The sequence below is a fragment of the Mesorhizobium sp. M4B.F.Ca.ET.058.02.1.1 genome, from assembly GCF_003952505.1.
Taxonomy (GTDB): domain Bacteria; phylum Pseudomonadota; class Alphaproteobacteria; order Rhizobiales; family Rhizobiaceae; genus Mesorhizobium.
On the sequence record NZ_CP034450.1, the window covers coordinates 4,505,118 to 4,528,084 of the forward strand.

The window sequence follows — 22,967 nt, forward strand, 5'->3', positions numbered from 1 at the left end:
CGATCACGCGCTTCGTGCCGCCAGGCCAGGCCGAGCCCTGTGTTGCCAGCGGTCGCTTCGATGATTGTACCGCCCGGCGCGAGCTGGCCACGCTGTTCGGCATTAACGATCATCGACAACGCAATGCGATCCTTGATCGATCCGCCGGGATTTTGGCTTTCGAGCTTGACGAAGAGAATTCCTGACTCCGACGTTGTACCGCTGACCAGCCGTGTTGGAGCTGAAATCAGAGGAGTTCGCCTTGGTGGAGACCTTTCGGACGCAGCGATAGCAGCCATCAACCAGCTTCTTCTAAAACACAAGGTGATCTTCTTCCGCGGCCAGGAGCATCTCGACGATGCGGAGCAGGAATTGTTCGCGCGGCGTCTGGGTAACCTTGTACCTCATCCCACGCAGGGGCCGGCAGCCGGCACGGCCTCAATCCTCAATCTCGATTCCGGCCGTGGCGGTGGCAGGGCAGACCAGTGGCATACCGATGTGACTTTCGTCGATGCCTATCCGAAATTCTCGGTCCTACGTGGCGTCGTCATTCCGGCGGCGGGGGGCGACACGATCTGGTCCAACACGCACGCCGCGTACGAGAATCTGCCGGCGCCGCTCAAAATATTGGCGGACAATCTGTGGGCTATTCATAGCAATGCCTACGACTACGCAGCCGTGCGCCCGCGCGCCACAGCCGAAGAGAAGAAGCACTTCGAGGAAGTTTTCACATCGACGATCTACGAGACCGAGCATCCGGTCGTGCGCGTCCATCCGGAAACCGGGGAGAAGTCGCTGCTGCTCGGCAATTTCGTGCAGCGCCTCGTCGGCCTTTCCAAGAGCGATTCCGCCAAACTCTACGAGGTGTTCCAGTCCTACGTCACTGCCCCGGAAAATACCGTGCGGTGGCGCTGGCAAGTAGGCGACGTCGCTATCTGGGACAACCGTGCTAACCAGCATTATGCGGTCAACGACTATGGCGACCAGCACCGGGTTGTGCGTCGCGCTACGGTTGACGGTGACGTTCCGATCGGCGTCGACGGTCGCCGCAGTATAACCCATGTCAAGGCAGCCAAGCCGGCGGCGAAGGCAGCCTGACCGTCTGAACAGGGTAAAGATGAAAACTTCGTATCGCCGCGGCCATATCGCGCTGCTTAACCGCCCCACAAAGCCTTATGATTTCCGAGAAGCAAGGCGAGTTGCGGGCTCGAGGCTTGGCCCGAAATCGAGGTCCTGCAGCGTGGCGCATGGCTCGAGTCGCTGCTCGTGGCCCCGCTGCAGCGGTACAGGTCCCCCACCGCCCCACCATCTCGCCCGCCCTGCACCTCGGATAGCGATCATTCACCGTTTGTTCATTATGATAGCGCACGATCATAACTGGACATGCTGGTAGCTCGTACATGCCTGAAGGCCCTGCGCGCCGACCCAGCGCCGGGGCCTTTTTACTTCCGCAAAATCGATTCCAGCAACGCGGGCACTTCGCAGGATGTCGGAATCCCGCGCTTGCGATGATACGCCGTACAGCGAATTGCGCGAGTCAAACGAATTTGGGTTTCTCAAATATAGAATCGTCGATACCGATCCTGATGGATCGAGCCTCGACGACGAAGTCAACCATCTTCAAACGGAATTATTCAACATTGCCGAGAGCTCCCGGTGTGCCGTCGAAGCCGACATTGGGGAGGTCAGCGGTCACCAACGATCATGGTGATCGCCAGCATCTTTCGTATTCACATAACCGTCGGCCTTGTACTTTCCCGAGGCCATGACATGAGTGGGTCTTCCAAGCACCGATTTGGCCCGGTAGGATTTGCAGGGGGCGCGGACAAGCGGATGAACAAACGGAATGATGCCGGAAAACTGCGCGCGCCTGCTGGGATTTAGCCGACCGTCGATAGGAACATAGCCCTGGTCGACGGCTTTCTGAAGGGCAAGAGTTTCGCCGACCTGGCTCAGGAACATGGCTTGTCGACAACGAGGGTGCGCCAAATCATCGAGAAGGCCGATCGGCTCGTGGGCGGCGCATTCAGACCAAGACTGAAACGTCCAACGCCTCGCCTCGGTCCGATTTCATGGTCGACTATCCCTATGTGTGCAAATGGCCGAGAAGCACCGGCTGGGTAGCGTCACGCCGCATCATTCTTTGCGGAGCTGGAGCGCGCGGGATCGCTGGAGCGGCTGGTGAAAGCGGTTGCCGGGGCGCACAACACGTGAGCTGGCGCCTCGTGTGGCAAAAGGAGAGGGCGAGAGCCCATGGCCTGCAATGAAGCGATCAAGCATTGCGATCGTGGAACCAAGCTAGTCGACCATCCGGACCGCGGCCTTCAATGCCAGCTCGCCTTGGAATCGGCCTTCCAGGAATTGGCTGAGCGCGCAGCGGAATCCGGCTGGACCGAGGAGATAGCCACGCGCTCCTCGAACTCGCCGGCGCGCGCCTCAGGAGCGACTCCGCCAATGACAGACTGAGAGGACGATTAATCGTGCCAGGGCAACGAGAGAGCGGCAGGTTCAAGAAGCTTCGCCTGAACCGATAGGAACGTCGCTGCGCCAATAAAATTGGCGGTGAAGGCTGACCGCGGCCGAGTCGGGCAAGCGAGCGAAGTGCTGAAATAAGGGCGTGAGAATCCAAGACATCGTTTGTAGAGAGCATCGAGCTTCGCGAGATTGTGGTACAGGATCGACCGCAGGTGTTCTCGCAGCGCTCGCAGAACCCGGGATTCTTCCGCGGCACCCGCCAAGGCGAAGAACGGTCAGAGTTGCACGATAACGTTTAAAAGCGAGCCTTCCTCCGAAAGTCTGCGCGCGCAGTTCCACGGTCCGATGCGCTTTCATAGCTATTCCAATCGCCGCGCCCATCCTCTCCCGGATCAGGTCCAGCGGGTCTGCAGTGCATGCGCCCCCAAAGTGGACGCCATTGGGCCGGGTGAACCGGGCTCGATTGCGCGCCGAAGGCCCGTTCCAGGCCCGGAAATCCGGGTCCGTCAGGGCGAGCGCGTGCGGGTCGAGGTAGAGAACGGCCTTGCCGAGAAAACGACCGTGCACTGGCATCGCGTGCGTGTGCCACATGCCATGGATGGCGTGCCTCACCTCACGCAGAAGCCCGCGAAAAGGCAACGGAAGATCTAGCATTTATGGGGGAAATGTTTTTTCGGAGTGCTTGACCCGCAGGAAGGGCAGGGCATGACTGCCTATCGCCCGACCCGGCCGGCCGCACTCATGACCGGCTGGGCTCGGTTAATCCTGCATGCCGCGCCCATGAGGTTGCGCTCTGTCGGGAGTGCGTCGAGCACAACGACGAGATGTAGTTCACGATCTTTGAAACGCGTGTCAACCATCCAAAGTGTGGATGCCTTTCATCGAAACAAACGATTTCATCAATGTTCTGGAATCCTGCATGGGCAGAACAGAAACCGCCCGAAAGGAGATTTTTCATGCGCTCTACCGGGCAGTGGAGTGCTGGGAAAGGGAGTTGCAACTGACCGGGTCCGACTTCTTCCGAGTCTATGGACAGACTGGGAGACGCGCACGGTGTAGCGGCTCACATCGTCATACTGCACCTACGCCACACACCGGCCGGACCTGATCCGGCTTTATGAGCATTGGGCTTTGTCAGTTGCCCAAGCGTGATGGCTTTCGCGACGCGGCGCGCCTCAGGAACTGAGCCGCGTCCAGGTCGAAACGCGGGAAAGAAAGACAGGAAACAGAATGGCCGATCAATTCGCAACGGACGTCATTGCCCTGATCAAGAAACGCGCCGAGTCGGAGAGCGGTGAGGGAATGCCTGCGTCATTCGTCGGCGAGATAACAATCGCCACGGAACTGGACGCGCTCGGGTTTGATTCGCTGGGTTTGGCGGACGTCCTCTGGGATGTGGAGCAGGCCTACGGCATCAAGATCGACATGAACACGGCCGATGCCTGGTCCAATCTCAAGAATGTCGGCGACGTCGTGGAAGCCGTCCGCGGCTTGCTTGCGAAGGAGGCTTGAATGGACAGGCGCGTCGTTATCACCGGAGTGGGCGGCCTGTGCGGACTGGGCACCGACGCCGCCTCTATGTGGAAAGAGATGCGCGAAGGCCGCTCCGCCATCGGCCCGATCGCCAATTCCGAGCTTCATGACCTGGAGGGCATGACCGGCGCTGAGATCAAGGCGCTGCCCCAGCACGACATCAACCGGGGGCATCTCATCTCCATGGACCGCTTCAGCTTGCTCGCCGTGCTTGCAGCGCGCGAAGCCATGCGGCAGGCCGGACTTTCCTGGGACGAGGGGAATGCCCATCGCTTCGGCGCGACAGTGGGCGTCGGATTTACCGGTTCATACGCAACAGAACAAACTTACCGCTCACTGCTTTTGGGTAGCGCAATCCGTGCTGAACTCTTCACTGGAGTAAAGGTGATGCCCAGCGCCGCTTCCGTCCATCTTAGCTTGAGCCTCGGCTTGCGCGGGCCGGTCTTCGGGGTGACCTCCGCATGTGCCTCGGCCAACCATGCGATCGCCTCGGCGGTGGACCAGATCAAGCTGGGCCGGGCCGACGTAATGGTTTCCGGAGGCAGCGACGCACCCTTCGCATGGGGCGTGCTGAAAGCATGGGAAGCAATGCGCGTGCTTTCACCCGATACCTGCCGGCCCTTCTCCGCCGATAGGAAGGGCCTGGTGCTGGGCGAGGGTGCGGGCATGGCCGTGCTGGAAAGCTACGAGCATGCCACGAGGCGTGGTGCCACAATTCTTGCCGAGATCGCCGGCGTCGGCCTTTCCGCCGATGCCTTCCACATTGCCGCGCCATCTGTCGAGGGGCCAGCGTCGGCGATGCGCGCCTGCCTTGCCGATGCCGGGCTGAATGCCGAGGACGTCGACTACCTCAACGCGCACGGCACCGGTACCAAAAGCAATGATCAGACTGAAACGGCGGCGATCAAGCGTGTGTTTGGAAACCACGCTTATTTGATGTCCATCTCTTCCACCAAGTCCACGCACGCGCATTGCCTCGGCGCAGCGAGCGCGCTTGAAATGATCGCCTGCGTGATGGCAATCCAAGAGGACGTCGTGCCGCCGACCGCCAACTATCGCGAGCCAGATCCCGCTTGCGACCTCGACATCACACCCAATGTGCCGCGCGAGCGCAAGGTGCGCGTCGCCATGAGCAACGCCTTCGCCATGGGCGGTACGAACGCAGTTCTGGCATTCAGGCAGGTGTAGAAGCCATGCAAGACGCCTCATTTGAGGTCACCTGTCGTATCTAGCTGCTTGCCGGACCACTATGTGAAGCGAGCGCTATTGGCTGCCTCTGCGATGCGGGAATTGGCAGCGGACGTCTCACGATCAAACAGGCATCTGCTTGTAGAATTCTTTTAATCGTGAAGCGGCGCGAGTGCGCTATCCGTTGAGGTGAGCAAGGCCGGCGCCCTGGGTGAGCGCTGGTGTCGGGTGGTGGAAAGTACAGGGGGAGCTGTGTGGCCCCCTCTTTCTCGGCCTCGACGATGTGCGAAGGAGCCTGTGCGGCGAACGGGCCGACGCCCCAGGCTCAGAACCTGGGCGAACCTAACTCCCGCCAAAGGACAGCCCAGAGCTGGATACACGAAAGAGATACTGAACCCGCGAATCAGATTCTGATCAATCGTCGTGTCTGAGCTCCGCTCGGCTCTTACGGAGATAATCGCGCGGCCCGGCAACGGCCGCGCGTGCCGCGGGCGTGAGCTTTGCGCTTCGTCAGAAGTGCCTCGAGCGTGACGACGATAATTGACCAGCCATATGGAACGCATTCGCCCAGTTATCCAAAGCGTGGATACCTTTCATCTAAACAAAGGATTTTACCGTTTTTGCTGCAGGTCCCATAGAGGCGCTTCAAGTTGGAAAGATAGGTAGTTCCCATGGTTGCGTTGGATCCGAGGAGCATCATCTGGTGTGCGGGGCGCACAAAGTCAGTCGCATCTGCATTACGGCTTGGTCTTTCGGCGGTCTCCACAAGTTACGCCCCGTTGGTGCGATGCCAATTATTTAACCAATGCTTGGACATTTATCTCAACCAGACAGCTCCAAGGTGAGGTCTTCCATGCGCCCGAATGTCGATTGGAAGTTGTGCTGGGAAAATGAGCTGCAACTGGCCGACCATGTCGAACTCTCCGACTTTTTTCGAAAGACCTATGGACGGACTGGCGCCTTCAACGCGGAGCCATTCGAAGGCGGCCGCAGTTGGGCCGGCGCGAGGCCGGAATTCCGCGCAATCGGCTACGACGCGCATGGGGTAGCGGCTCACATCGGCATGCTGCGGCGCTTCATCAAAGTTGGCGAGGTCGACTTGATCGTCGCTGAATTGGGCCTGTACGCGGTTCGTCCGGATCTTGAAGGGCTCGGAATCGGTTTTTCGATGCGCGTGGCGTACCCAGTGCTCCATCAGTTGGGTGTTCCATTCGCTTTCGGCACGGTTCGGCACGCGCTGCGAAACCATGTCGAAAGATTCTGCAGAGCCGGCCTCGCGAACATTGTGTCGGGCGTTCGCGTACGATCGACCCGTCCAGATGTGCATCCCGACCTGCCGCCCACGCGCCTGGAAGACGTACTCGTGTTGGTTTCGCCGATCGGACGCTCGATGGACGAGTGGCCGTCCGGTACCCTGATCGACCGGAACGGTCCGGAACTATGAAGCCTCTGGACTACATATGCGAAGGGCAGAGTGACAATGCCGATGGCACTGCAGAGCGCAGCGTCTATCTGACGTTTGACGATGGTCCCAATTCATTTTTCACACCGCAGATACTCAATGTGCTGGCGCAACATCAGGTGACGGCGACCTTCTTCGTTGTTGGGGCCTACGCGGCCGACGAGCCGGAACTCGTTCGCCGAATTATTACAGACGGGCACGGTATAGCCAACCACACGATGACTCATCCGGACCTGGCCAAATGCGGGTCCGTCGAAGTCGACTGCCAGATAGTTGAGGCAAACAGAGTCATAGGGATGGCTTGCCCGCAGGCCATGGTTCGGTACTTTCGTGCACCGTATGGCATCTGGACCGAAGAAGTAATCGCTGCATCAGCGGGTGCGGCATTGGCGCCCGTCCATTGGTCCATTGATCCACGCGACTGGTCTCGCCCCGGCGTTGACGCCATCGTCGACAGAGTGCTCGCCGATATCCGGCCGGGCGCAATCGTGCTGTTGCACGACGGGTGCGCTCCCGACGAATTGCAACCAGGCAATCAAGCCAGTCTGCGCGACCAGACGGTGACAGCGTTGTCACGCCTAATTCCAGAATTGCACGGCCGCGGATTTGTAATCCGATCACTTCCTCAACACCCCTGAACAAACAGAGATCCTATGGACCTTCTCACCACAGCCAGTACTGTTGCCGTTTCGTCTTATGCGGTGCTCTCGACTGTTTACAGAGGCATGCAAGCGGTCTACTCCCAACCGGAAAATGTTACGCCGCCGTCGGAAAGCTTGTTCGGATCCGACCGTTGGCCGAGCGTGGATGTCATTATCCCCTGCTACAATGAGGACCCGCGCACACTCGCGGCGTGTTTAGCTTCCATTGCAAATCAAGATTACGCCGGAACATTTCAGGTCTATCTGGTTGACGACGGTTCTGGAAATCGTAATGCCGTCATCCCGGTACATCACGCCTACGAGGGCGACCCGAGATTCAATTTCATTCTGCTCCGCGAGAATGTTGGCAAACGCAAGGCGCAGATCGCCGCCATCCGCCGCTCATCTGGAGATTTCGTGCTCAGCGTCGACTCTGACACGACACTTGCGTCCGACGTCATCACAAAGCTTGCAGTAAAAATGCGGGATTCCATGGTCGGAGCGGCCATGGGCCAGCTGACGGCATACAACCGCAGCGACACTTGGTTGACCCGATTGATCGATATGGAATACTGGCTGGCTTGCAATGAGGAGCGCGCGGCGCAAGGTCGCTTTGGTGCGGTCATGTGCTGCTGCGGCCCATGTGCAATGTACCGCCGGTCTTGTCTCCTTTCTCTGCTGGATCAATACGAGACGCAGCTGTTCAGGGGGAAACCAAGCGACTTCGGTGAAGACCGTCATCTTACGATCCTCATGCTGAAAGCAGGCTTTCGAACCGAGTACGTTCCAGGTGCCGTCGCGGCGACAGTCGTTCCGGACAAGATGGGACCTTATTTGCGCCAACAACTCCGCTGGGCACGAAGCACCTTCCGGGACACGATGCTTGCGCGAGGTCTACTGCGTGGCCTGGATCGCTATCTAACTTTGGATGTGATGGGAGAGAATCTCGGCCCATTGTTGCTCGGCATCGCGGTAGTAACGGCGCTCGGTGAGCTACTATTTTCACATACAGTAAATTGGTGGACGGTGCTGGCTATTGTCACGATGACCATAATCAGATCTACGGTGTTATCTTTCCGCACTCGGCAGCTTCGATTCATCGGCTATTCAATGCACGCGTTAATCAGGATATTCCTGTTGATCCCCTTGAAGGCTTACGCCCTGTGTACATTGAGCAATAGCGATTGGCTGTCGCGTAAAAGTGTTCCCCTGCCCAACAGGAGCACAAAGGAAATCACAAGCGCGATGCCGCTTGCCGGAGCAAATGCTGCGGGCAATTCTGGAATTGCGGAGTCACTTCATACTGCAGATCTTTCGCTCACAGCTGGTGAAGTCTGACGGCCTTGCAGCGCCGAGTGACCGAGTAAGTTGTGTCAGTCGACACGGGGTGAAGCTTTCGAGTTACCTATGGTCAGAACGGGAACTATCTGGAAGCGACACGTGGCATCTTGACGTTATTCTTTGGCGGAAGCGATACACGCGTCGCTCCGGCCGCGACTTTCCAAAGGTGCCATCTCAAGGCGGTGGCCTGCTCTGAACCAGAATTCGCAAGTAAGCTGCCGGTGGCCAATCGGACTCATTCCGCTTGAGATAGACGCATGTCCAATGTAGCAATCGACCTTACCGGCGTAACCAAATTATTCGGAAACAAGCTCGTTGTGGACGGGCTGTCCTTCACCGTTGCATCGGGAGAGTGCTTCGGTCTGCTGGGGCCGAACGGCGCAGGCAAGAGCACGATTGCGCGTATGCTCCTCGGTATGACCCGGCCTGACGCGGGTGATATAACAGTCCTCGGTCTACCAGTGCCGGCACGCAGCCGCTTGGCCCGCAAGGGCATAGGCGTGGTCCCGCAGTTCGACAATCTCGACCTGGAATTTACGGTACGCGAGAACCTGTTGGTGTTCGGGCGCTACTTCGGCATGAGTACAAGAGAGATCAACGCCGTCATCCCACGGCTCCTCGAGTTCGCTCGCCTTGAGAGCAAGGCGGATTCACGTGTCGGCCTGCTATCCGGCGGGATGAAGCGGCGCCTGACGCTGGCACGTGCTCTGATCAACGACCCCCAGTTGCTTGTGATGGATGAGCCCACGACCGGCCTCGACCCGCATGCCCGCCATCTGATCTGGGAGCGACTTCGTTTCCTGCTGGCGAGCGGAAAAACGATCATTTTGACCACCCATTTCATGGAAGAGGCTGAGCGGCTTTGTGATCGGCTGTGTGTTCTCGAGCGGGGACGCAAGATCGCCGAGGGCAGTCCTCATGCGCTGATCGACGAGTACATTGGGTGCAACGTGATCGAGATCTTCGGCGGCAATCCACAGGAGCTGATTTCGCTGATCAGACCGTACGTTCAGCGTGTCGAGGTAAGCGGCGAGACGCTCTTTTGCTATGCGCCTGAGCCGGAGGATGTGCGCATCCAGCTTCGCGGTCGAGCGGGTCTGCGTATTCTAGAGCGTCCACCCAGTCTGGAGGACGTTTTCTTGAGGTTAACCGGACGTGAGATGGAGAAGTGAGCAATGGGTGAACGTTTTGCGGCCGCTCTACCCGCCAACGCCTGGAACTGGATCGCGGTGTGGCGCCGCAATCATCTGGCATGGAAGAAGGTGGCATTTGCTTCAATGCTCGGCACCCTTGCTGATCCGATGATTTACCTTTTCGGGCTCGGCACTGGCCTTGGACTGTTGGTAGGCCGCATCGAAGGTGCATCCTACATCGCCTTTCTGGCAGCCGGCATGGTTGCGACGAGCGCGATGACAGCATCAACCTTCGAAACAATTTACGCGGTTTTCGGTCGAATGCGCGATCAGGGCACTTGGGAAGCAATCTTGCACACACAACTTACCCTCGGCGACATCGTTCTCGGTGAATTGACCTGGGCAGCCACAAAGGCCTTTCTGGCCGGTACGACAATTGCGATTGTTGCCGCCGCGCTAGGTTATGCCGCGTGGACGTCGGTTCTCTACGTGCTGCCGGTCATCGCTCTCACCGGGTTCGCCTTTGCGAGCCTGGCCATGCTCGTCATCGCGCTCGCGCCCAGTTATCACTATTTTATTTTCTATCAGACGCTTGTCATCACACCTATGCTGTTCCTTTCGGGCGCGGTTTTTCCAGTCGGCCAATTGCCAGGAGTGTTTCAGCAGATTGCGGCCTTCTCGCCGCTGGCGAATTCTATCGATCTAATCCGTCCGGTGATGCTCGGCCGCCTGGGCGACAATGTAGGGCTGCATATAGGCGCACTTTGCATGTTCGCTGTATTGCCTTTTTTTGTGTCGGCTGGACTGTTTCATCGACGACTAATGCGTTGACGCTTACCTACGCCCATCAACGAGAAGGAGGTCCGCAATGCCGGATTGCAAACTGCCCACAGCGGCCCGGAGGCATGCGTGTGCCAGGAATCGCGAGTGGTACAACAACGCCGAAGCCGGGCGCCACCCAGCCGCTGCAGGCACGCGCCCATCTTCGCGACCACACCTCGGAGTACAGGCTGGGTGGTGAGGCGCGGACCCACCCGGAGCGTTCAAGCGATAGCAGCCAAGCTTCTTGTGCGCGTCCCCAGACCGTCGCGGCCATTATTTAGTTGGATACACATGCAATGACCCACAACGAACCAACTCCTGAGCCTTTTGTGATCCTTGCTATGCCAAGGACCGGAACACACTATTTAGAAGAATTGCTAAACGAGCATCCGACCGTTTTGAGTAACGGTGAGTTGCTAAACGAATATGATCCCAATTGGCCCAGCACGGATCGCCTGCTAGGCACGGATCGCGAGCTTCTTGAGCTTGCCTATGTGCGCTGCCCTATGCGCGACTACAAGAATGTGACGCATCTTGGCTGCAAGATCAATGAACCTCAGTTTCGCGAGCGTCCAGCATTCTTTGCGGAATTAGCTCGTTGGCCAGCACTCAAGGTCATCCTCGTTGTTCGCCGAAACGTATTGGAATCGCTCCGTTCCTTTGTGCAGGCCAGGGAAAGCGGTCAGTGGCTGAAGTTCAGCTCGGACAACGATACCGCTCGGCCACCGAGCGTCAGGTTGTCAATCGCTGACTGTGAGGCTTATTTCAAAGCCGCCGACGATTTTCACGCTCGCGTTATGGACTCCTTCACGTCGACCAACCTGCTTGTAATGGAATACGAGAGCCTTCTTCATGAACCTGCCCAATGCTTGGGAGCGGTTTGGGATTTCCTGGGCGTTCCAGCGCTTGAGCCATCAGATAACGCCATCCTGCAGCGCCAGGAAACGCGACCGCTGGATCAAACGGTGGAGAACTTTGACGAGTTGCGGATTCACTTCGCACGCGGACCTTATTCAAGATTTTTTGACCTCGGAGATTCGATGCGCTCCTACGCTTAATCGCTTGTCCCGCGTGCTCTGATGGGCGTGTAGGATATCCTACAGTTTGCGCGCATTCCGTCGCAAAACTGACCAACCAAAGTCACCAAGACGACAGATATCGGCCGGCATTCGATCTGCGGCGAACATCAAAGGCACGGCCGCAAGGCGACCTGGTCAATTCCCTCTCTGGCGAAGCACTTCTTCACGCGATCTTTGGCGAGCCTTGAGTGCAAATTCCGGCAAAGGTGGAGGGTTCCAGTGCGCAACCCGCACCAATCTCGCTGGACGGGACAGGCCTCCAGTTGGCACGGCGCTTGCTCCGAGATGACAGCAGCGCTCGACCGGAGCGCAGCATGGGAGAAGGAGGAGCCCCCACCCCGATCCGGTCAGGGAGAGAGAAACGGTGTTGGTTCCAAAAGTCCCCCGCGCGATCGCAGCGCCCCGCAAGCGCCATTTTGCCCGGACCTACGTGCAGGTGCTTGCCGCCATAGTCCTGGGTGCCGCAATTGGCTATCTCTATCCGGAAACCGGCCAGAGCCTGAAGCCGCTCGGCGATGCCTTCATCAAAGTCGTCAAGATGATTATCGCACCTGTCATCTTCCTGACAATTGCGACCGGCATTGCCGGCATGAGCGATCTGCAGAAGGTCGGCCGAGTTGCCGCCAAGGCGATGGTTTATTTCCTCACCTTCTCGACGCTTGCACTCGTTGTCGGACTGATTGTCGCGAATATCGTTCAGCCTGGCGCCGGCCTCAACATCGATCCGGCCTCGCTCGATGTCCAAGCCGTTAAGGGCTATGTGGCCACGGCTCACGAGCAGTCCGTGACCAGCTTCCTGATGAACATCATCCCGTCAACGATTGCCAGTGCCTTCGCGGAAGGCGACATCCTGCAAGTCTTGTTCTTCTCGGTCCTGTTCGGCATTGCTTTGGCGATGACCGGAGAGACGAGCAGGCCGGTCGTTACCTTTCTCCAGGCGCTTACCGCCCCCATTTTTAAGCTCGTCGGCATTCTGATGAAGGCTGCACCCATCGGCGCCTTCGGCGCAATGGCCTTTACGATCGGCAAATACGGTATCGGTTCGGTGGCCAACCTCGCGATACTGGTCGCGACGTTCTATCTTACCGCCTTCCTCTTCGTGTTCGGGGCTCTCGGCGCGGTCTGCCGCTACAACGGCTTCTCGATCTTTTCTCTTGTCCGCTACATCAAGGACGAACTGCTGCTTGTCCTGGCAACGTCCTCCTCGGAGGCCGCGCTGCCCTCGCTCATGGAGAAGATGGAGAAGGCCGGCGCCGCGCGTTCGGTCGTAAGTCTCGTCATCCCTACTGGATACTCATTCAATCTGGACGGTACCAATATCTACATGACGATCGCCGCCCTCTTCATCGCGCAGGCGACGAACACAGATTTGTCAATTGCCGATCAGATCCTCCTGCTGCTAATTGCGATGCTTTCCTCGAAGGGTGCGGCAGGCGTCACCGGCGCCGGCTTCATCACATTGGCCGCTACTCTCTCTGTCGTGCCGAGTGTTCCCGTTGCCGGAATGGCTCTAATTCTTGGCGTGGACCGCTTCATGTCGGAATGCCGCGCGCTGACGAATTTAGTCGGTAATGCGGTGGCATCGCTCGTTGTCGCTCGCTGGGAAGGCGAATTGGACCAGTCACGGATGGAAGCCGCTTTCCGCGGTTAGGGTTACATCAAACTGGCTCCCCGCAAGCAAAATCGCAACAGCGCGACGTGTAAGTCGCGGCCTTGCCACAACAGTCGAATTGCCAGCCTCCAAAGAGCGCTGGAAATAGAGTACTAACGCAGTGAGTAATACAACACCATGAAGCCCCTAAGCAAACGAACGGTTCACGGAAACTCATCTGGGTGCGCATGGAGCGCTGTTCGTCGAATGCGCTATCAACCGCCGGGTGTGGGAACTATTTCAGCTTGCCGCCCCAAGCCGTCGCGGGATCGCACCGGATGACGGAGGACCGGCCGATCAGAATCGCTAGGGGAAAGCGCGTCACAATTGCCGATCTCGCCCGCGAAGCCGGAGTCAGCGTAGCAACAGTCGATCGGGTTCTGAACGTCCGCCTTCCGGTGCGAGAGGAGACCGCCCAGCGGGTCCATGCGGCCGCGCACGCGATCGGCTATCATGCTGCCGGTCTCATCAAACAGCGCTTGCAGCAGCACCTGCCGCACTACAAGCTGGGCTTCATCTTGAGAAAACCTGCCCACGATTTTTACCAAGATTTCGCTCGCAATATTGAAGAGTCGGTCAGTATGGCTAAATCCTTCCACGGCCTTCCGATCATCGAGTTCGCGCAGTCACATTTGCCGCGTGACCTGCTCCCGCTTCTTAAGGACCTTGGAAGCCGCTGCCAGGCGATCGCCATGGTGGCGGCCGATCACCCGAAAATCACAGCATCAGTCGAGGAGCTCAAGGCGAAAGGTATCCCGGTATTTTCGCTGTTATCCGACTTCGCCGATGGCGTGCGCGAGGGCTACATCGGCCTCAACAACAGCAAGGTCGGACGGACTGCCGCTTGGGTGTTTTCCAAGGCCGCAAAACGGCCCGGCAAGGTGGCGGTGTTTGTCGGAAGCCATCGCTTCCAGGCGCATGCGACGCGGGAAACGGCCTTTCGTGCCTATTTTCGTGAGAACGCGCCCAAATTCGAGGTGCTTGATCCGCTCGTGAACCTTGATGAACGGCAGCTCACTTACGAAAAATTGCTGGATCTTATGCAGCGGGAACCAGAGCTCGTCGGCTTCTATATGGCCGGCGGGGGTATAGAGGGAGCAATTTCCGCGCTCCGAGAAGAGGGGAGCGGTCAGGATCTCGTCGCGATCGTGAGTGAAATGACGCCGCAGTCACGTGGGGCGCTTGCGGATGACATCTTGACGATGGCGGTCGGCACGCCAATGCGCCGACTTTGCCAGGAGCTGATAATGGCAATGGAGCGGGCCATCAAAGCCGGCGTCGCGGAGAGCCCGGGGCAGACATTTCTGCCGTTCGACATTTATCTTCCGGAAAATATTTGACCTTGATGGATTTCTATCATGAGCGCCCATTTTCCTTTCACCGATGAAAGGAAAGCTCGATTGACTCGGCCGTCTCTGTCCGATCTGTGAACCGGCGTGGTTCCGTCTTGAAAGAAGCCGGATGCCGAAATGGCAGCCGCGCTTCATGGAAGGAAAGTCAAGCAATGCGCCAGGTATCGCCCCGCTTTGCACTCGATCACATGGCGGCGCCCCGCCTTGACGTCAGTGCGCTTTTCGCGCTTGCCCGTGACCAAGGCCTGACCGACGTCCAAATCCGTTACCCTCATTTCAGCAATCCTGTCGCACGCGGCATTCCGGCTGCGGACGTCCGGTTTGCCGCTACCGAAGCGGGCATCACGATCATCTCTGTCAACGCCTTGCAGCGGTTCAACGACTGGACTCCAACGCGTCAGGCCGAGGCAAGCAACCTCGCCGATTATGCGACGGCGTGCGGGGCGGAGACGCTCGTTTTGGTGCCGGCCAACCGCAGCTCGTGGCCCACCAATAGCGAGCGCCAGGACAATCTTCGTTTCGCTCTAAACGAGATCAAGCCAATCCTCCAGTCGCGGGGTCTGATCGGTCTTATCGAGCCGCTGGGTTTCCGAACCTGCTCGCTTCGATCAAAGAAGGAAGCGGCCGAGGCCGTTGCCGCGGTTGATGGCCAGTCCGTCTTTCGCCTCGTGCACGACACGTTCCACCACACCCTGGCCGGGGAGACATGCCTGTTCTGCGAGCTTACCGGCCTGGTGCACATTTCAAGCGTAAACGACCCGACCTTCTGGATTTACCCCGATCGCTTTCTTGCAGGTTCCGACAATGGCAGCCAGATTCAGGCGCTGCTGGATGGCGGCTACGCGGGACCTTTCTCGTTCGAGCTGGTCGAGGAAGTCCATTCTCTGGACGATCTCGCAGGCGCACTTGCCGCCAGCATCGACTTTATCCGGCGAGGGCTATTGTCGTCAGAGTAGATGGTGACAGGAGTAGTGACTATAGGTGCGCCTGAATTTTCCGTGGGTTCACAGCGGGACAGCCATCCGAGATGCCTCTTGCATCATTATCTCCCGCATCCAGATGCTTGCCGGATCGCTATTGTGGAGGGCCGGCCATTGGAGGGTCTCGGTGAATGTGGGAAATGGCAGCGGAAGTTCGATAACCCGCAGGGGGAACGTGTTTTCGAAATGCCTGACCAGCCGCAAGGGCATGGTCGCTATACGAGCTGTGCCGGACACCATAGGTGGAATCATGCTGAAGCCCTGCACGGCGACCTCGACACGTCTCTTAAGGCCATGCTCAAGCAAAAACCATTCCTCGATAGACGGCTTCATCGTACGCCCGAACCTGACCGCGACGTGCCTCATCGACATGTATCTCTCGAATGTAAGCTGCTGTGGCAGCTGCTTGTTTGTGGGACAGCCTACGCACACGAGCTTCTCGTCAAACAGCGGAACGCTTGAATGCACACTCGACGTGAACATATCCGGTAGAATTAGAAAATCGACGTCACCGCGCCGGAGAAGCTCATCGGGGCTATCGTCGACAGGCAGCAGTTCGAAGCTGACGGCGGGGGCTTCCCGTGCAATACGCTCCACAAGCTTTTCGAAAAACACGAGCGTGACGAAATCGGAAAGAATGATCCTGAAGAGGCGATCGGCTCGAGCTGGGTCAAACGGATCCGAAGAAATAATCGAGCACTGGATGTGCTGGAGAGCGTCGCGAACTGCGGGGGCAAATGCTGCCGCACGCGGGGTTAGAAATCGTTCGCGACCTCTTATCGTAAACAGTTCATCGCGGAAATAATCGCGCAGTCGGGCGACGGCCGCACTCATGGCGGGCTGACTCAGGTTGATCCTGCGTGCCGCCGCCGAGAGATTACGCTCCGTCAGGAGTGCGTCGAGCACAACGAGGAGATTTAGATCAAGTCCTTTGAAACGCATGTCATCAGCCATCCATGGGATGGATGCCTTTAACCGAAACAAACGACTTTAACAATTTAGCATTCTTGCAATCTTTTGTCGCAAAAAGTTTATGATGGATGACGTTAAGGTCCGACATATGAGCCGCGTGATCTGCCGAAGCGAGCAATCGTACGTACTGTGCAGGTCAGAGATTGGCGGTTTGAAATGCCGGGCCGATGGCGCCGGGCTATCAACCAGCGTCTTCGGCGGCCCCGACCTAGCAAGGCGTGGTCCGAGGCGACTGATGGGCGGTTTGATCCTAAGCTGCCGTGAGGCCTGTGTTGTATCGGCGAAGCCAATGCAGCAGTTCGGCAGCGTTTTTGAGAGCTGTTGTAGGCTCGGCCTAAGCCCATTGGCGCAAGCCTGTCTGAACGAAGCGCTTGGCCTTGCTGTTATCCGGTGGTGATCTGTGGTGCCTTTTCGTCCTGCCGTTCTTGTTTTGGAACGCCCTTATGGTGAGCCCATCCGGGACGTGGGGCACCGGGAGCACGAAGGTGCAGGCAGGCCGTCAATAGACCGTGGGCTGAGAGCCCGAGCTCGTTACATCGCCGCCCCTCGCGACTTTCCCGGAGGCGCTGCGAGCGCGGATCAGTAGATGTCGTGTTACCCGCCAGCTCCCGTCTTTGACCGAGCCAAGAAGGAGGAACGGGCATGCGCATCATCGGACTGGATATTCACCGCGCCTTCGCCGAAGCAGTGGCATGGGAGGATGGCAGGCTCAGGCGACTCGGCCGCGTCGACATGCGGCGCGATCTGCTGGCGGCGTTCGCCGCGAAGCTGTCGCCGAACGATGTCGGGGTGATCGAGGCCACCGGCAACGCGACGTCCGCTACGGCTGTGGTTGCGCCGCATGTGAAGAAGGTGGGGATCGGCAACCCGAAACAGGTGCGTATCATTGCCTATGCCAAGATCAAAACGACGATCGAGGCCGACGTTCTTGCGCAGCTCTATGCCAGCGGCTTCTTGCCAGAAGTCTGGATTGCGGACGAGCCGACGCAGGCTCTGCGTCGACAGGTGACACGGCGCAATCAGATTGTCCGACAGAGATCTCGATTGAAGACCGTCATCCAGTCGATCCTTCATAGCCACCTGATCCCGTCCTGCCCGCATGCCGACCTGTGCGGCGCCAAGGGTCGGACCTGGTTAATCGAGCAGGTCGTACCGCAGGACGAGCGCCTCGCGATCGATCGGCATCTGCGCGAGTTCGACCGATTGGGCGAAGACCTCCAGGTCATCGAACGCGATCTTGCCCGCTCGGCTCTCGAGGATGAAGGCGTGAAGCGGCTGATGACCATTCCCGGCGTCGACATCACCGTCGCGCTGGCGATGAAGGCGGCGATCGGCGACGTGTCGCGCTTCGACGATCCGCAGAAGCTCGTGACCTATCTCGGGTTGAACCCAAGCGTCCGACAGTCCGGCCAGGTCCGGCCTACCATGGGCGGATCACCAAGCAGGGCCGTGGTCATGCGCGCGGCATGCTCGTCGAGGCGGCCTGGGCGGCCGCTCGTGCTCCCGGACCGTTGCGAGCCTTCTCCCTGCGGCGTGCGAGCCCGGCGCGGACAGCATGTCGCGGCCGTGGCAACCGCACGCAAACTCTCTGTCGTGATCTGGCATCTGTTGATGAAGGGCGAGAGTTACGCGTGGGCTCGACCCTCCCTGCATGCCAAGAAGCTTGCGCGATGTGGAACTCAAGGCCGGGAGCAAGGCTGTGCGCGGCCAAAAGGGAGCCGCGCACGCCTACAACATAAAGAGCCACCGGGAAGAAGAGCGCCGCTGGGTGGAGCAGGCCGAGGGCGCCTATGCACGCCTCGCCGCCGGTTGGAACCCACGAGGTCCGAAGAGGGTAGGCACGGATGCCGCAAACCGGGCGCCCAGCTTGGCATAAGGGCTACGTGGCCTCAGGAAGCGTCGTCGCCAATGCAGACCATGGACGAATTCCCAGCCGATGCCGAGATGCCGGTCGACCGTGCCTGTCGCCGTCCGGTGATGCGATGCCCCCGAGCGGATGAGTTCGCCCCGGATGCTCCCGGTCACGACGCACGGGTTCGGGTTCCAAGGCGCTCAGTTTGTTCGCGCCTAATCGGTGTAGGGCGCGGCAGAAATACGAGCGTGACGAAATCGGAAAGAATGATCCTGAAGCGGCGATTCGGTAGAGCCGGGTCAAACTATCCGACGAAATAAACGAGCACTGGATGGGCGGGAGAGCGTCGCGAACTGGAGGGCAAGAGCTCCCGGACGCAGCGTTAAGTTTGAATACCTCCGCGGACATGGTCGCGAGCTCATCGCGCAAATAATCGAGCAGCCGAGCGCCGGCCGCACTCATGACCGGCTGGGCTCGGTTAATCTTGCATGCCGCGCCCATGAGGTTGCGCTCTGTCGGGAGTGCGTCGAGCACAACGAGGAGATGTAGTTCACGACCTTTGAAACGCGTGGTCAACTATCCAAAGTGTGGATGCCTTTCATCGAAACAAACGATTTCATCAATGTTGTGGAATCCTGCATGGGCAGAAGCACCTGACGGACACCGATGCCCCACTGCCTCATGGCGTGGCGAGCGTCTTAAGAAACCGCCCGAAAGGAGATTTTTCATGCGCTCTACCGGGCAGTGGAGTGCTGGGAAAGGGAGTTGCAACTGACCGGGTCCGACTTCTTCCGAGCCTATGGACAGACTGGGAGACGCGCACGGTGTAGCGGCTCACATCGTCATACTGCACCTACGCCACACACCGGCCGGACCTGATCCGGCTTTATGAGCATTGGGCTTTGTCAGTTGCCCAAGCGTGATGGCTTTCGCGACGCGGCGCGCCTCAGGAACTGAGCCGCGTCCAGGTCGAAACGCGGGAAAGAAAGACAGGAAACAGAATGGCCGATCAATTCGCAACGGACGTCATTGCCCTGATCAAGAAACGCGCCGAGTCGGAGAGCGGTGAGGGAATGCCTACGTCATTCGTCGGCGAGATAACAATCGCCACGGAACTGGACGCGCTCGGGTTTGATTCGCTGGGTTTGGCGGACGTCCTCTGGGATGTGGAGCAGGCCTACGGCATCAAGATCGACATGAACACGGCCGATGCCTGGTCCAATCTCAAGAATGTCGGCGACGTCGTGGAAGCCGTCCGCGGCTTGCTTGCGAAGGAGGCTTGAATGGACAGGCGCGTCGTTATCACCGGAGTGGGCGGCCTGTGCGGACTGGGCACCGACGCCGCCTCTATGTGGAAAGAGATGCGCGAAGGCCGCTCCGCCATCGGCCCGATCGCCAATTCCGAGCTTCATGACCTGGAGGGCATGACCGGCGCTGAGATCAAGGCGCTGCCCCAGCACGACATCAATCGCAAGCAGTTCGTCTCCATGGCCCGCTTCAGCTTGCTCGCCGTGCTTGCAGCGCGCGAAGCCATGCGGCAGGCCGGACTTTCCTGCGACGAGGGGAATGCCCATCGCTTCGGCGCGACAGTGGGCGTCGGCGGCTTGGGCTGGGATGTGATGGAGGAAACTTACCGGGCCCTCCTTTTGGACGGCGCGAGGCGAGTTGGCATCCTCGCTGTACCCAAAACGATGCCAAGCGCCGCCGCCGGCCAGGTGAGCTTGAGCCTCGGCTTGCGCGGGCCGGTCTTCGGGGTGACCTCCGCATGTGCCTCGGCCAACCATGCGATCGCCTCGGCGGTGGACCAGATCAAGCTGGGCCGGGCCGACGTAATGGTTTCCGGAGGCAGCGACGCACCCTTCGCATGGGGCGTGCTGAAAGCATGGGAAGCAATGCGCGTGCTTTCACCCGATACCTGCCGGCCCTTCTCCGCCGATAGGAAGGGCCTGGTGCTGGGCGAGGGTGCGGGCATGGCCGTGCTGGAAAGCTACGAGCATGCCACGAGGCGTGGTGCCACAATTCTTGCCGAGATCGCCGGCGTCGGCCTTTCCGCCGATGCCTTCCACATTGCCGCGCCATCTGTCGAGGGGCCAGCGTCGGCGATGCGCGCCTGCCTTGCCGATGCCGGGCTGAATGCCGAGGACGTCGACTACCTCAACGCGCACGGCACCGGTACCAAAAGCAATGATCAGACTGAAACGGCGGCGATCAAGCGTGTGTTTGGAAACCACGCTTATTCGATGTCCATCTCTTCCACCAAGTCCACGCACGCGCATTGCCTCGGCGCAGCGAGCGCGCTTGAAATGATCGCCTGCGTGATGGCAATCCAAGAGGACGTCGTGCCGCCGACCGCCAACTATCGCGAGCCAGATCCCGCTTGCGACCTCGACATCACACCCAATGTGCCGCGCGAGCGCAAGGTGCGCGTCGCCATGAGCAACGCCTTCGCCATGGGCGGTACGAACGCAGTTCTGGCATTCAGGCAGGTGTAGAAGCCATGCAAGACGCCTCATTTGAGGTCACCTGTCGTATCTAGCTGCTTGAGGGGCGGGGCATTGTGATACAGGGAGAGCTGTGGGGTCCCTCCTTCTCGGCCTCGACGATGTGGAAGGAGCCTGTGCGGCGAAACGGGCTAGACGCCCCAGGCCCAGAACTTGGGCGAAACCAACTCCCACCAAAGGACAGCCGGTTTAGTAGCCGAACAATGAAACCTCGCTCGACGAGCCGCCGTCTCTACTGTCTCCGGCCTCACGCGGTTGAAGCGAACAGCGCAGCAGCTACTGTTCCGCACAACTCGGATGGCAATTGGGACAAGTCCGCACATGTCGTCACGTACGCTGAACGCCGCAGGTACAGCCAAACTGGGGCGGGGCGTTTCTGCCGTTTTGATAGAATTCTATCAAACTGACAATTTTCCTTGCATAAATGCAAGGAGAGCTCGGTTGACTCCCCTCCTTTCTTGTCAAGGATGAGTTTGCAGGCTGCGGTGCGGCAGAAGCCGGACAGAACAGCGACCGGTCGAGTAAAGGCCTGCGCAAACCGCATATTGCGAGCGCCCGCGCGGAGGAAGACGCTCGTCCTGGTGAAAGGCAACGATGCTCAGGCGCCATTGCCATTTGCCGAGGGCGTCCGCGCGCCGAAAATTTCGAAGCAACAAAGGTGAGATCGAGAATGATGATGACGAAATACAACACAGCTCACCGTCCAGTGCAGTTCTACCGGCGGGTGGCGGAGTGGGATGGGCTGCCAAATGGAACGTAAAAAGATCAGCAAGGAGATGCTTGGCGATAGTCAGGCGCTGCGCAAGCTGCGTGAGCACCTTGTCAAGGTGGCCAAGGCGAAGACTACGGTCCTGTTGCGAGGTGAATCCGGAACCGGTAAGGAGCTGGTTGCCAAAGCCATTCACGAGCTCTCGCCTCGCGCCAAGCAGCCCTTCATCAAGGTCAATTGCGCGGCGCTCACCGAGACGCTTCTGGAATCTGACTTGTTCGGTCATGAGAAGGGTGCCTTCACCGACGCGAGCAGTTTGCGCAAGGGGCGCTTTGAGGCTGCCGACAAAGGCACATTGTTTCTGGACGAGATTGGCGAAATATCGGGCTCGTTCCAGGCTAAGCTGCTGCGTGTCCTGCAGGAGCAGGAGTTTGAGCGTGTCGGCAGCAACCACACCATTAAAGTCGATGTTCGCGTGATTGCCGCAACCAACAGGGACTTGGAAAAGGCAGTTCAACGCAAGGAGTTCCGGCAAGACCTCTATTACCGCATCAGCGTCGTCACTTTACGCGTGCCGGCATTGCGCGAAAGGCGAGGTGATATTCCGCTCTTGGCCGCTCAGTTTCTCAAGAATTTCAATACTGAGAATGATCACACGCTGACCTTCGCTCCCGAAGCGATTGAGGTGCTAATGAATTGCGAATTTCCAGGCAACATCCGAGAGCTCGAAAACTGCGTTCAACGGACGGCAGTTCTGGCGACGGGTCCATCAATCCTCAGAACTGACTTTGCCTGTTGCGTGGGTGAGTGCTTGGCCGCGGCGCTGTGGAAGAACGGACCGCCGACGTCAGAGAACTCGACTACGATCGAGCCTTCCGCCGCCCGTGCCGCCCCGCCCGTCGGCGACGGGCAAGCGCCGATAGGCCCTGCCACGACTCGTGGTAGGGTGCCCGATGCCGATACGGTCATTGCCGCCATGGAAAAGTGTGGCTGGGTGCAGGCAAAGGCGGCGCGCCTGCTCGGTTTGACCCCGCGCCAGATCGGCTACGTGCTGAGAAAACACGGCATCGAGATCAAGCGTCTCTGAAACAACCCGCCGAGCAAGAGCTGGAGCAGGTCAAGCATTGGTGCTCTGGCGCCGAGCCCATCGGCCACCTTACGAACGTGGGTGTGAACAGCGCTGCCAAGATTCCGGCCGTGTGCTTTCTACCACCAGTCGTACTGGGGCTCTGCGGCTGACAAAACTAAGAAGGAGGAATCCTATGGCTAGTAACTTCGCTCTACACCGCAAGGGCAA

General features: G+C 58.9%; 17 protein-coding genes and 4 pseudogenes. 17 read left to right on the forward strand and 4 right to left on the reverse strand.

Annotated elements, in window-relative coordinates; all coding sequences use genetic code 11:
• Window positions 1–23 precede the first annotated feature (23 nt).
• Window positions 24–209 (reverse strand): annotated as a pseudogene (locus EJ073_RS32295) (pyridoxal-phosphate dependent enzyme); the annotation flags it as partial.
• Here EJ073_RS32295 and EJ073_RS22065 point away from each other — a divergent pair.
• Window positions 124–1,077, forward strand: coding sequence for a TauD/TfdA family dioxygenase (locus EJ073_RS22065; RefSeq protein WP_024504271.1), 954 nt, complete (start codon window positions 124–126; stop codon window positions 1,075–1,077). The pseudogene EJ073_RS32295 and the gene EJ073_RS22065 overlap by 86 nt on opposite strands.
• Before the next feature lie 594 nt (window positions 1,078–1,671).
• On the opposite strand, the gene EJ073_RS31685 is transcribed toward EJ073_RS22065, so the two are convergent.
• Window positions 1,672–1,941 carry a hypothetical protein gene (locus tag EJ073_RS31685; RefSeq protein WP_024504272.1) on the reverse strand — a complete coding sequence of 90 codons (270 nt, stop codon included), beginning with the start codon at window positions 1,939–1,941 and terminating at the stop codon, window positions 1,672–1,674.
• 993 nt (window positions 1,942–2,934) lie between these two features.
• On the opposite strand from EJ073_RS31685, the pseudogene EJ073_RS22075 reads away from it, so the two are divergent.
• Window positions 2,935–3,081, forward strand: a pseudogene (locus EJ073_RS22075) (multicopper oxidase domain-containing protein); the annotation flags it as partial.
• A 104-nt stretch (window positions 3,082–3,185) separates the two neighbouring features.
• On the opposite strand, the pseudogene EJ073_RS32300 reads toward EJ073_RS22075, so the two are convergent.
• Window positions 3,186–3,314: pseudogene (locus EJ073_RS32300) on the reverse strand (LysR family transcriptional regulator); the annotation flags it as partial.
• A 370-nt stretch (window positions 3,315–3,684) separates the two neighbouring features.
• Here EJ073_RS32300 and EJ073_RS22080 point away from each other — a divergent pair.
• From EJ073_RS22080 to EJ073_RS22130, 11 genes are all read left to right on the forward strand, one after another.
• Entirely contained in the window at window positions 3,685–3,966 is a 282-nt protein-coding gene (locus EJ073_RS22080) for an acyl carrier protein (protein ID WP_029356603.1), read from the forward strand.
• The gene (locus EJ073_RS22085; RefSeq protein WP_126057631.1) at window positions 3,967–5,175 is read left to right on the forward strand and encodes a beta-ketoacyl-[acyl-carrier-protein] synthase family protein; all 1,209 of its coding nucleotides are present in this window, start codon (window positions 3,967–3,969) and stop codon (window positions 5,173–5,175) included. It begins immediately after the preceding gene.
• Window positions 5,176–6,028: 853 nt separating this feature from the next.
• Window positions 6,029–6,619 (forward strand): NodA family N-acyltransferase, encoded by a 591-nt coding sequence (locus EJ073_RS22090; protein ID WP_024505875.1) that lies wholly within the window; start codon window positions 6,029–6,031, stop codon window positions 6,617–6,619.
• Window positions 6,616–7,275, forward strand: coding sequence for a chitooligosaccharide deacetylase NodB (gene nodB / locus EJ073_RS22095; protein ID WP_126057632.1), 660 nt, complete (start codon window positions 6,616–6,618; stop codon window positions 7,273–7,275). The genes EJ073_RS22090 and nodB overlap by 4 nt, the downstream gene beginning before the upstream one ends.
• A 15-nt stretch (window positions 7,276–7,290) precedes the next feature.
• Entirely contained in the window at window positions 7,291–8,616 is a 1,326-nt protein-coding gene (gene nodC, locus EJ073_RS22100) for a chitooligosaccharide synthase NodC (RefSeq protein ID WP_032899868.1), read from the forward strand.
• 260 nt (window positions 8,617–8,876) lie between these two features.
• Window positions 8,877–9,791 carry a nodulation factor ABC transporter ATP-binding protein NodI gene (gene nodI / locus EJ073_RS22105; protein WP_024505873.1) on the forward strand — a complete coding sequence of 305 codons (915 nt, stop codon included), beginning with the start codon at window positions 8,877–8,879 and terminating at the stop codon, window positions 9,789–9,791.
• A 3-nt stretch (window positions 9,792–9,794) separates the two neighbouring features.
• Window positions 9,795–10,583, forward strand: coding sequence for an ABC transporter permease (locus tag EJ073_RS22110; RefSeq protein ID WP_126057633.1), 789 nt, complete (start codon window positions 9,795–9,797; stop codon window positions 10,581–10,583).
• A 287-nt stretch (window positions 10,584–10,870) separates the two neighbouring features.
• Window positions 10,871–11,632: a sulfotransferase gene (locus tag EJ073_RS22115; protein ID WP_024505871.1), complete on the forward strand. Its 762-nt coding sequence runs from the start codon at window positions 10,871–10,873 to the stop codon at window positions 11,630–11,632.
• A 388-nt stretch (window positions 11,633–12,020) separates the two neighbouring features.
• Entirely contained in the window at window positions 12,021–13,304 is a 1,284-nt protein-coding gene (locus tag EJ073_RS22120; RefSeq protein ID WP_281033076.1) for a dicarboxylate/amino acid:cation symporter, read from the forward strand.
• A 278-nt stretch (window positions 13,305–13,582) separates the two neighbouring features.
• Window positions 13,583–14,644 (forward strand): LacI family DNA-binding transcriptional regulator, encoded by a 1,062-nt coding sequence (locus tag EJ073_RS22125; RefSeq protein WP_024505889.1) that lies wholly within the window; start codon window positions 13,583–13,585, stop codon window positions 14,642–14,644.
• A 164-nt stretch (window positions 14,645–14,808) separates the two neighbouring features.
• Window positions 14,809–15,612, forward strand: coding sequence for a TIM barrel protein (locus EJ073_RS22130; RefSeq protein WP_091600623.1), 804 nt, complete (start codon window positions 14,809–14,811; stop codon window positions 15,610–15,612).
• 48 nt (window positions 15,613–15,660) lie between these two features.
• Here EJ073_RS22130 and EJ073_RS22135 read toward each other — a convergent pair whose 3' ends face one another.
• Window positions 15,661–16,578 (reverse strand): LysR family transcriptional regulator, encoded by a 918-nt coding sequence (locus EJ073_RS22135; protein WP_091600624.1) that lies wholly within the window; start codon window positions 16,576–16,578, stop codon window positions 15,661–15,663.
• Window positions 16,579–17,250: 672 nt separating this feature from the next.
• On the opposite strand from EJ073_RS22135, the gene EJ073_RS22140 reads away from it, so the two are divergent.
• The 4 genes and pseudogenes from EJ073_RS22140 to nifA form a co-directional block, all read left to right on the forward strand.
• A complete protein-coding gene (locus tag EJ073_RS22140; RefSeq protein WP_245455310.1) occupies window positions 17,251–18,780 on the forward strand; it encodes an IS110 family transposase in 1,530 nt (509 codons plus the stop codon).
• 681 nt (window positions 18,781–19,461) lie between these two features.
• Window positions 19,462–19,743: an acyl carrier protein gene (locus tag EJ073_RS22145; protein WP_126057635.1), complete on the forward strand. Its 282-nt coding sequence runs from the start codon at window positions 19,462–19,464 to the stop codon at window positions 19,741–19,743.
• Window positions 19,744–20,952, forward strand: a complete 1,209-nt coding sequence (locus tag EJ073_RS22150) for a beta-ketoacyl-[acyl-carrier-protein] synthase family protein (RefSeq protein WP_126057636.1) — start codon at window positions 19,744–19,746, stop codon at window positions 20,950–20,952. It abuts the gene before it with no gap.
• A gap of 761 nt (window positions 20,953–21,713) precedes the next feature.
• Window positions 21,714–22,757: pseudogene (gene nifA, locus EJ073_RS22155) on the forward strand (nif-specific transcriptional activator NifA); the annotation flags it as partial.
• Between the last annotated feature and the right edge of the window lie 210 nt (window positions 22,758–22,967).

Coding starts and splice junctions, on each gene's coding strand:
- EJ073_RS22115 (WP_024505871.1), top strand. CDS start 10,871: ATGACCCACAACGAACCAACTCCTGAGCCTTTTGTGATCCTTGCTATG.
- nodB (WP_126057632.1), top strand. CDS start 6,616: ATGAAGCCTCTGGACTACATATGCGAAGGGCAGAGTGACAATGCCGAT.
- EJ073_RS22110 (WP_126057633.1), top strand. CDS start 9,795: ATGGGTGAACGTTTTGCGGCCGCTCTACCCGCCAACGCCTGGAACTGG.
- EJ073_RS22140 (WP_245455310.1), top strand. CDS start 17,251: ATGCGCATCATCGGACTGGATATTCACCGCGCCTTCGCCGAAGCAGTG.
- EJ073_RS22130 (WP_091600623.1), top strand. CDS start 14,809: ATGCGCCAGGTATCGCCCCGCTTTGCACTCGATCACATGGCGGCGCCC.
- EJ073_RS31685 (WP_024504272.1), bottom strand. CDS start 1,941: ATGTTCCTGAGCCAGGTCGGCGAAACTCTTGCCCTTCAGAAAGCCGTC.
- EJ073_RS22080 (WP_029356603.1), top strand. CDS start 3,685: ATGGCCGATCAATTCGCAACGGACGTCATTGCCCTGATCAAGAAACGC.
- EJ073_RS22125 (WP_024505889.1), top strand. CDS start 13,583: ATGACGGAGGACCGGCCGATCAGAATCGCTAGGGGAAAGCGCGTCACA.
- EJ073_RS22085 (WP_126057631.1), top strand. CDS start 3,967: ATGGACAGGCGCGTCGTTATCACCGGAGTGGGCGGCCTGTGCGGACTG.
- EJ073_RS22090 (WP_024505875.1), top strand. CDS start 6,029: ATGCGCCCGAATGTCGATTGGAAGTTGTGCTGGGAAAATGAGCTGCAA.
- nodC (WP_032899868.1), top strand. CDS start 7,291: ATGGACCTTCTCACCACAGCCAGTACTGTTGCCGTTTCGTCTTATGCG.
- EJ073_RS22135 (WP_091600624.1), bottom strand. CDS start 16,578: ATGCGTTTCAAAGGACTTGATCTAAATCTCCTCGTTGTGCTCGACGCA.
- EJ073_RS22065 (WP_024504271.1), top strand. CDS start 124: ATGCGATCCTTGATCGATCCGCCGGGATTTTGGCTTTCGAGCTTGACG.
- EJ073_RS22145 (WP_126057635.1), top strand. CDS start 19,462: ATGGCCGATCAATTCGCAACGGACGTCATTGCCCTGATCAAGAAACGC.
- EJ073_RS22150 (WP_126057636.1), top strand. CDS start 19,744: ATGGACAGGCGCGTCGTTATCACCGGAGTGGGCGGCCTGTGCGGACTG.
- nodI (WP_024505873.1), top strand. CDS start 8,877: ATGTCCAATGTAGCAATCGACCTTACCGGCGTAACCAAATTATTCGGA.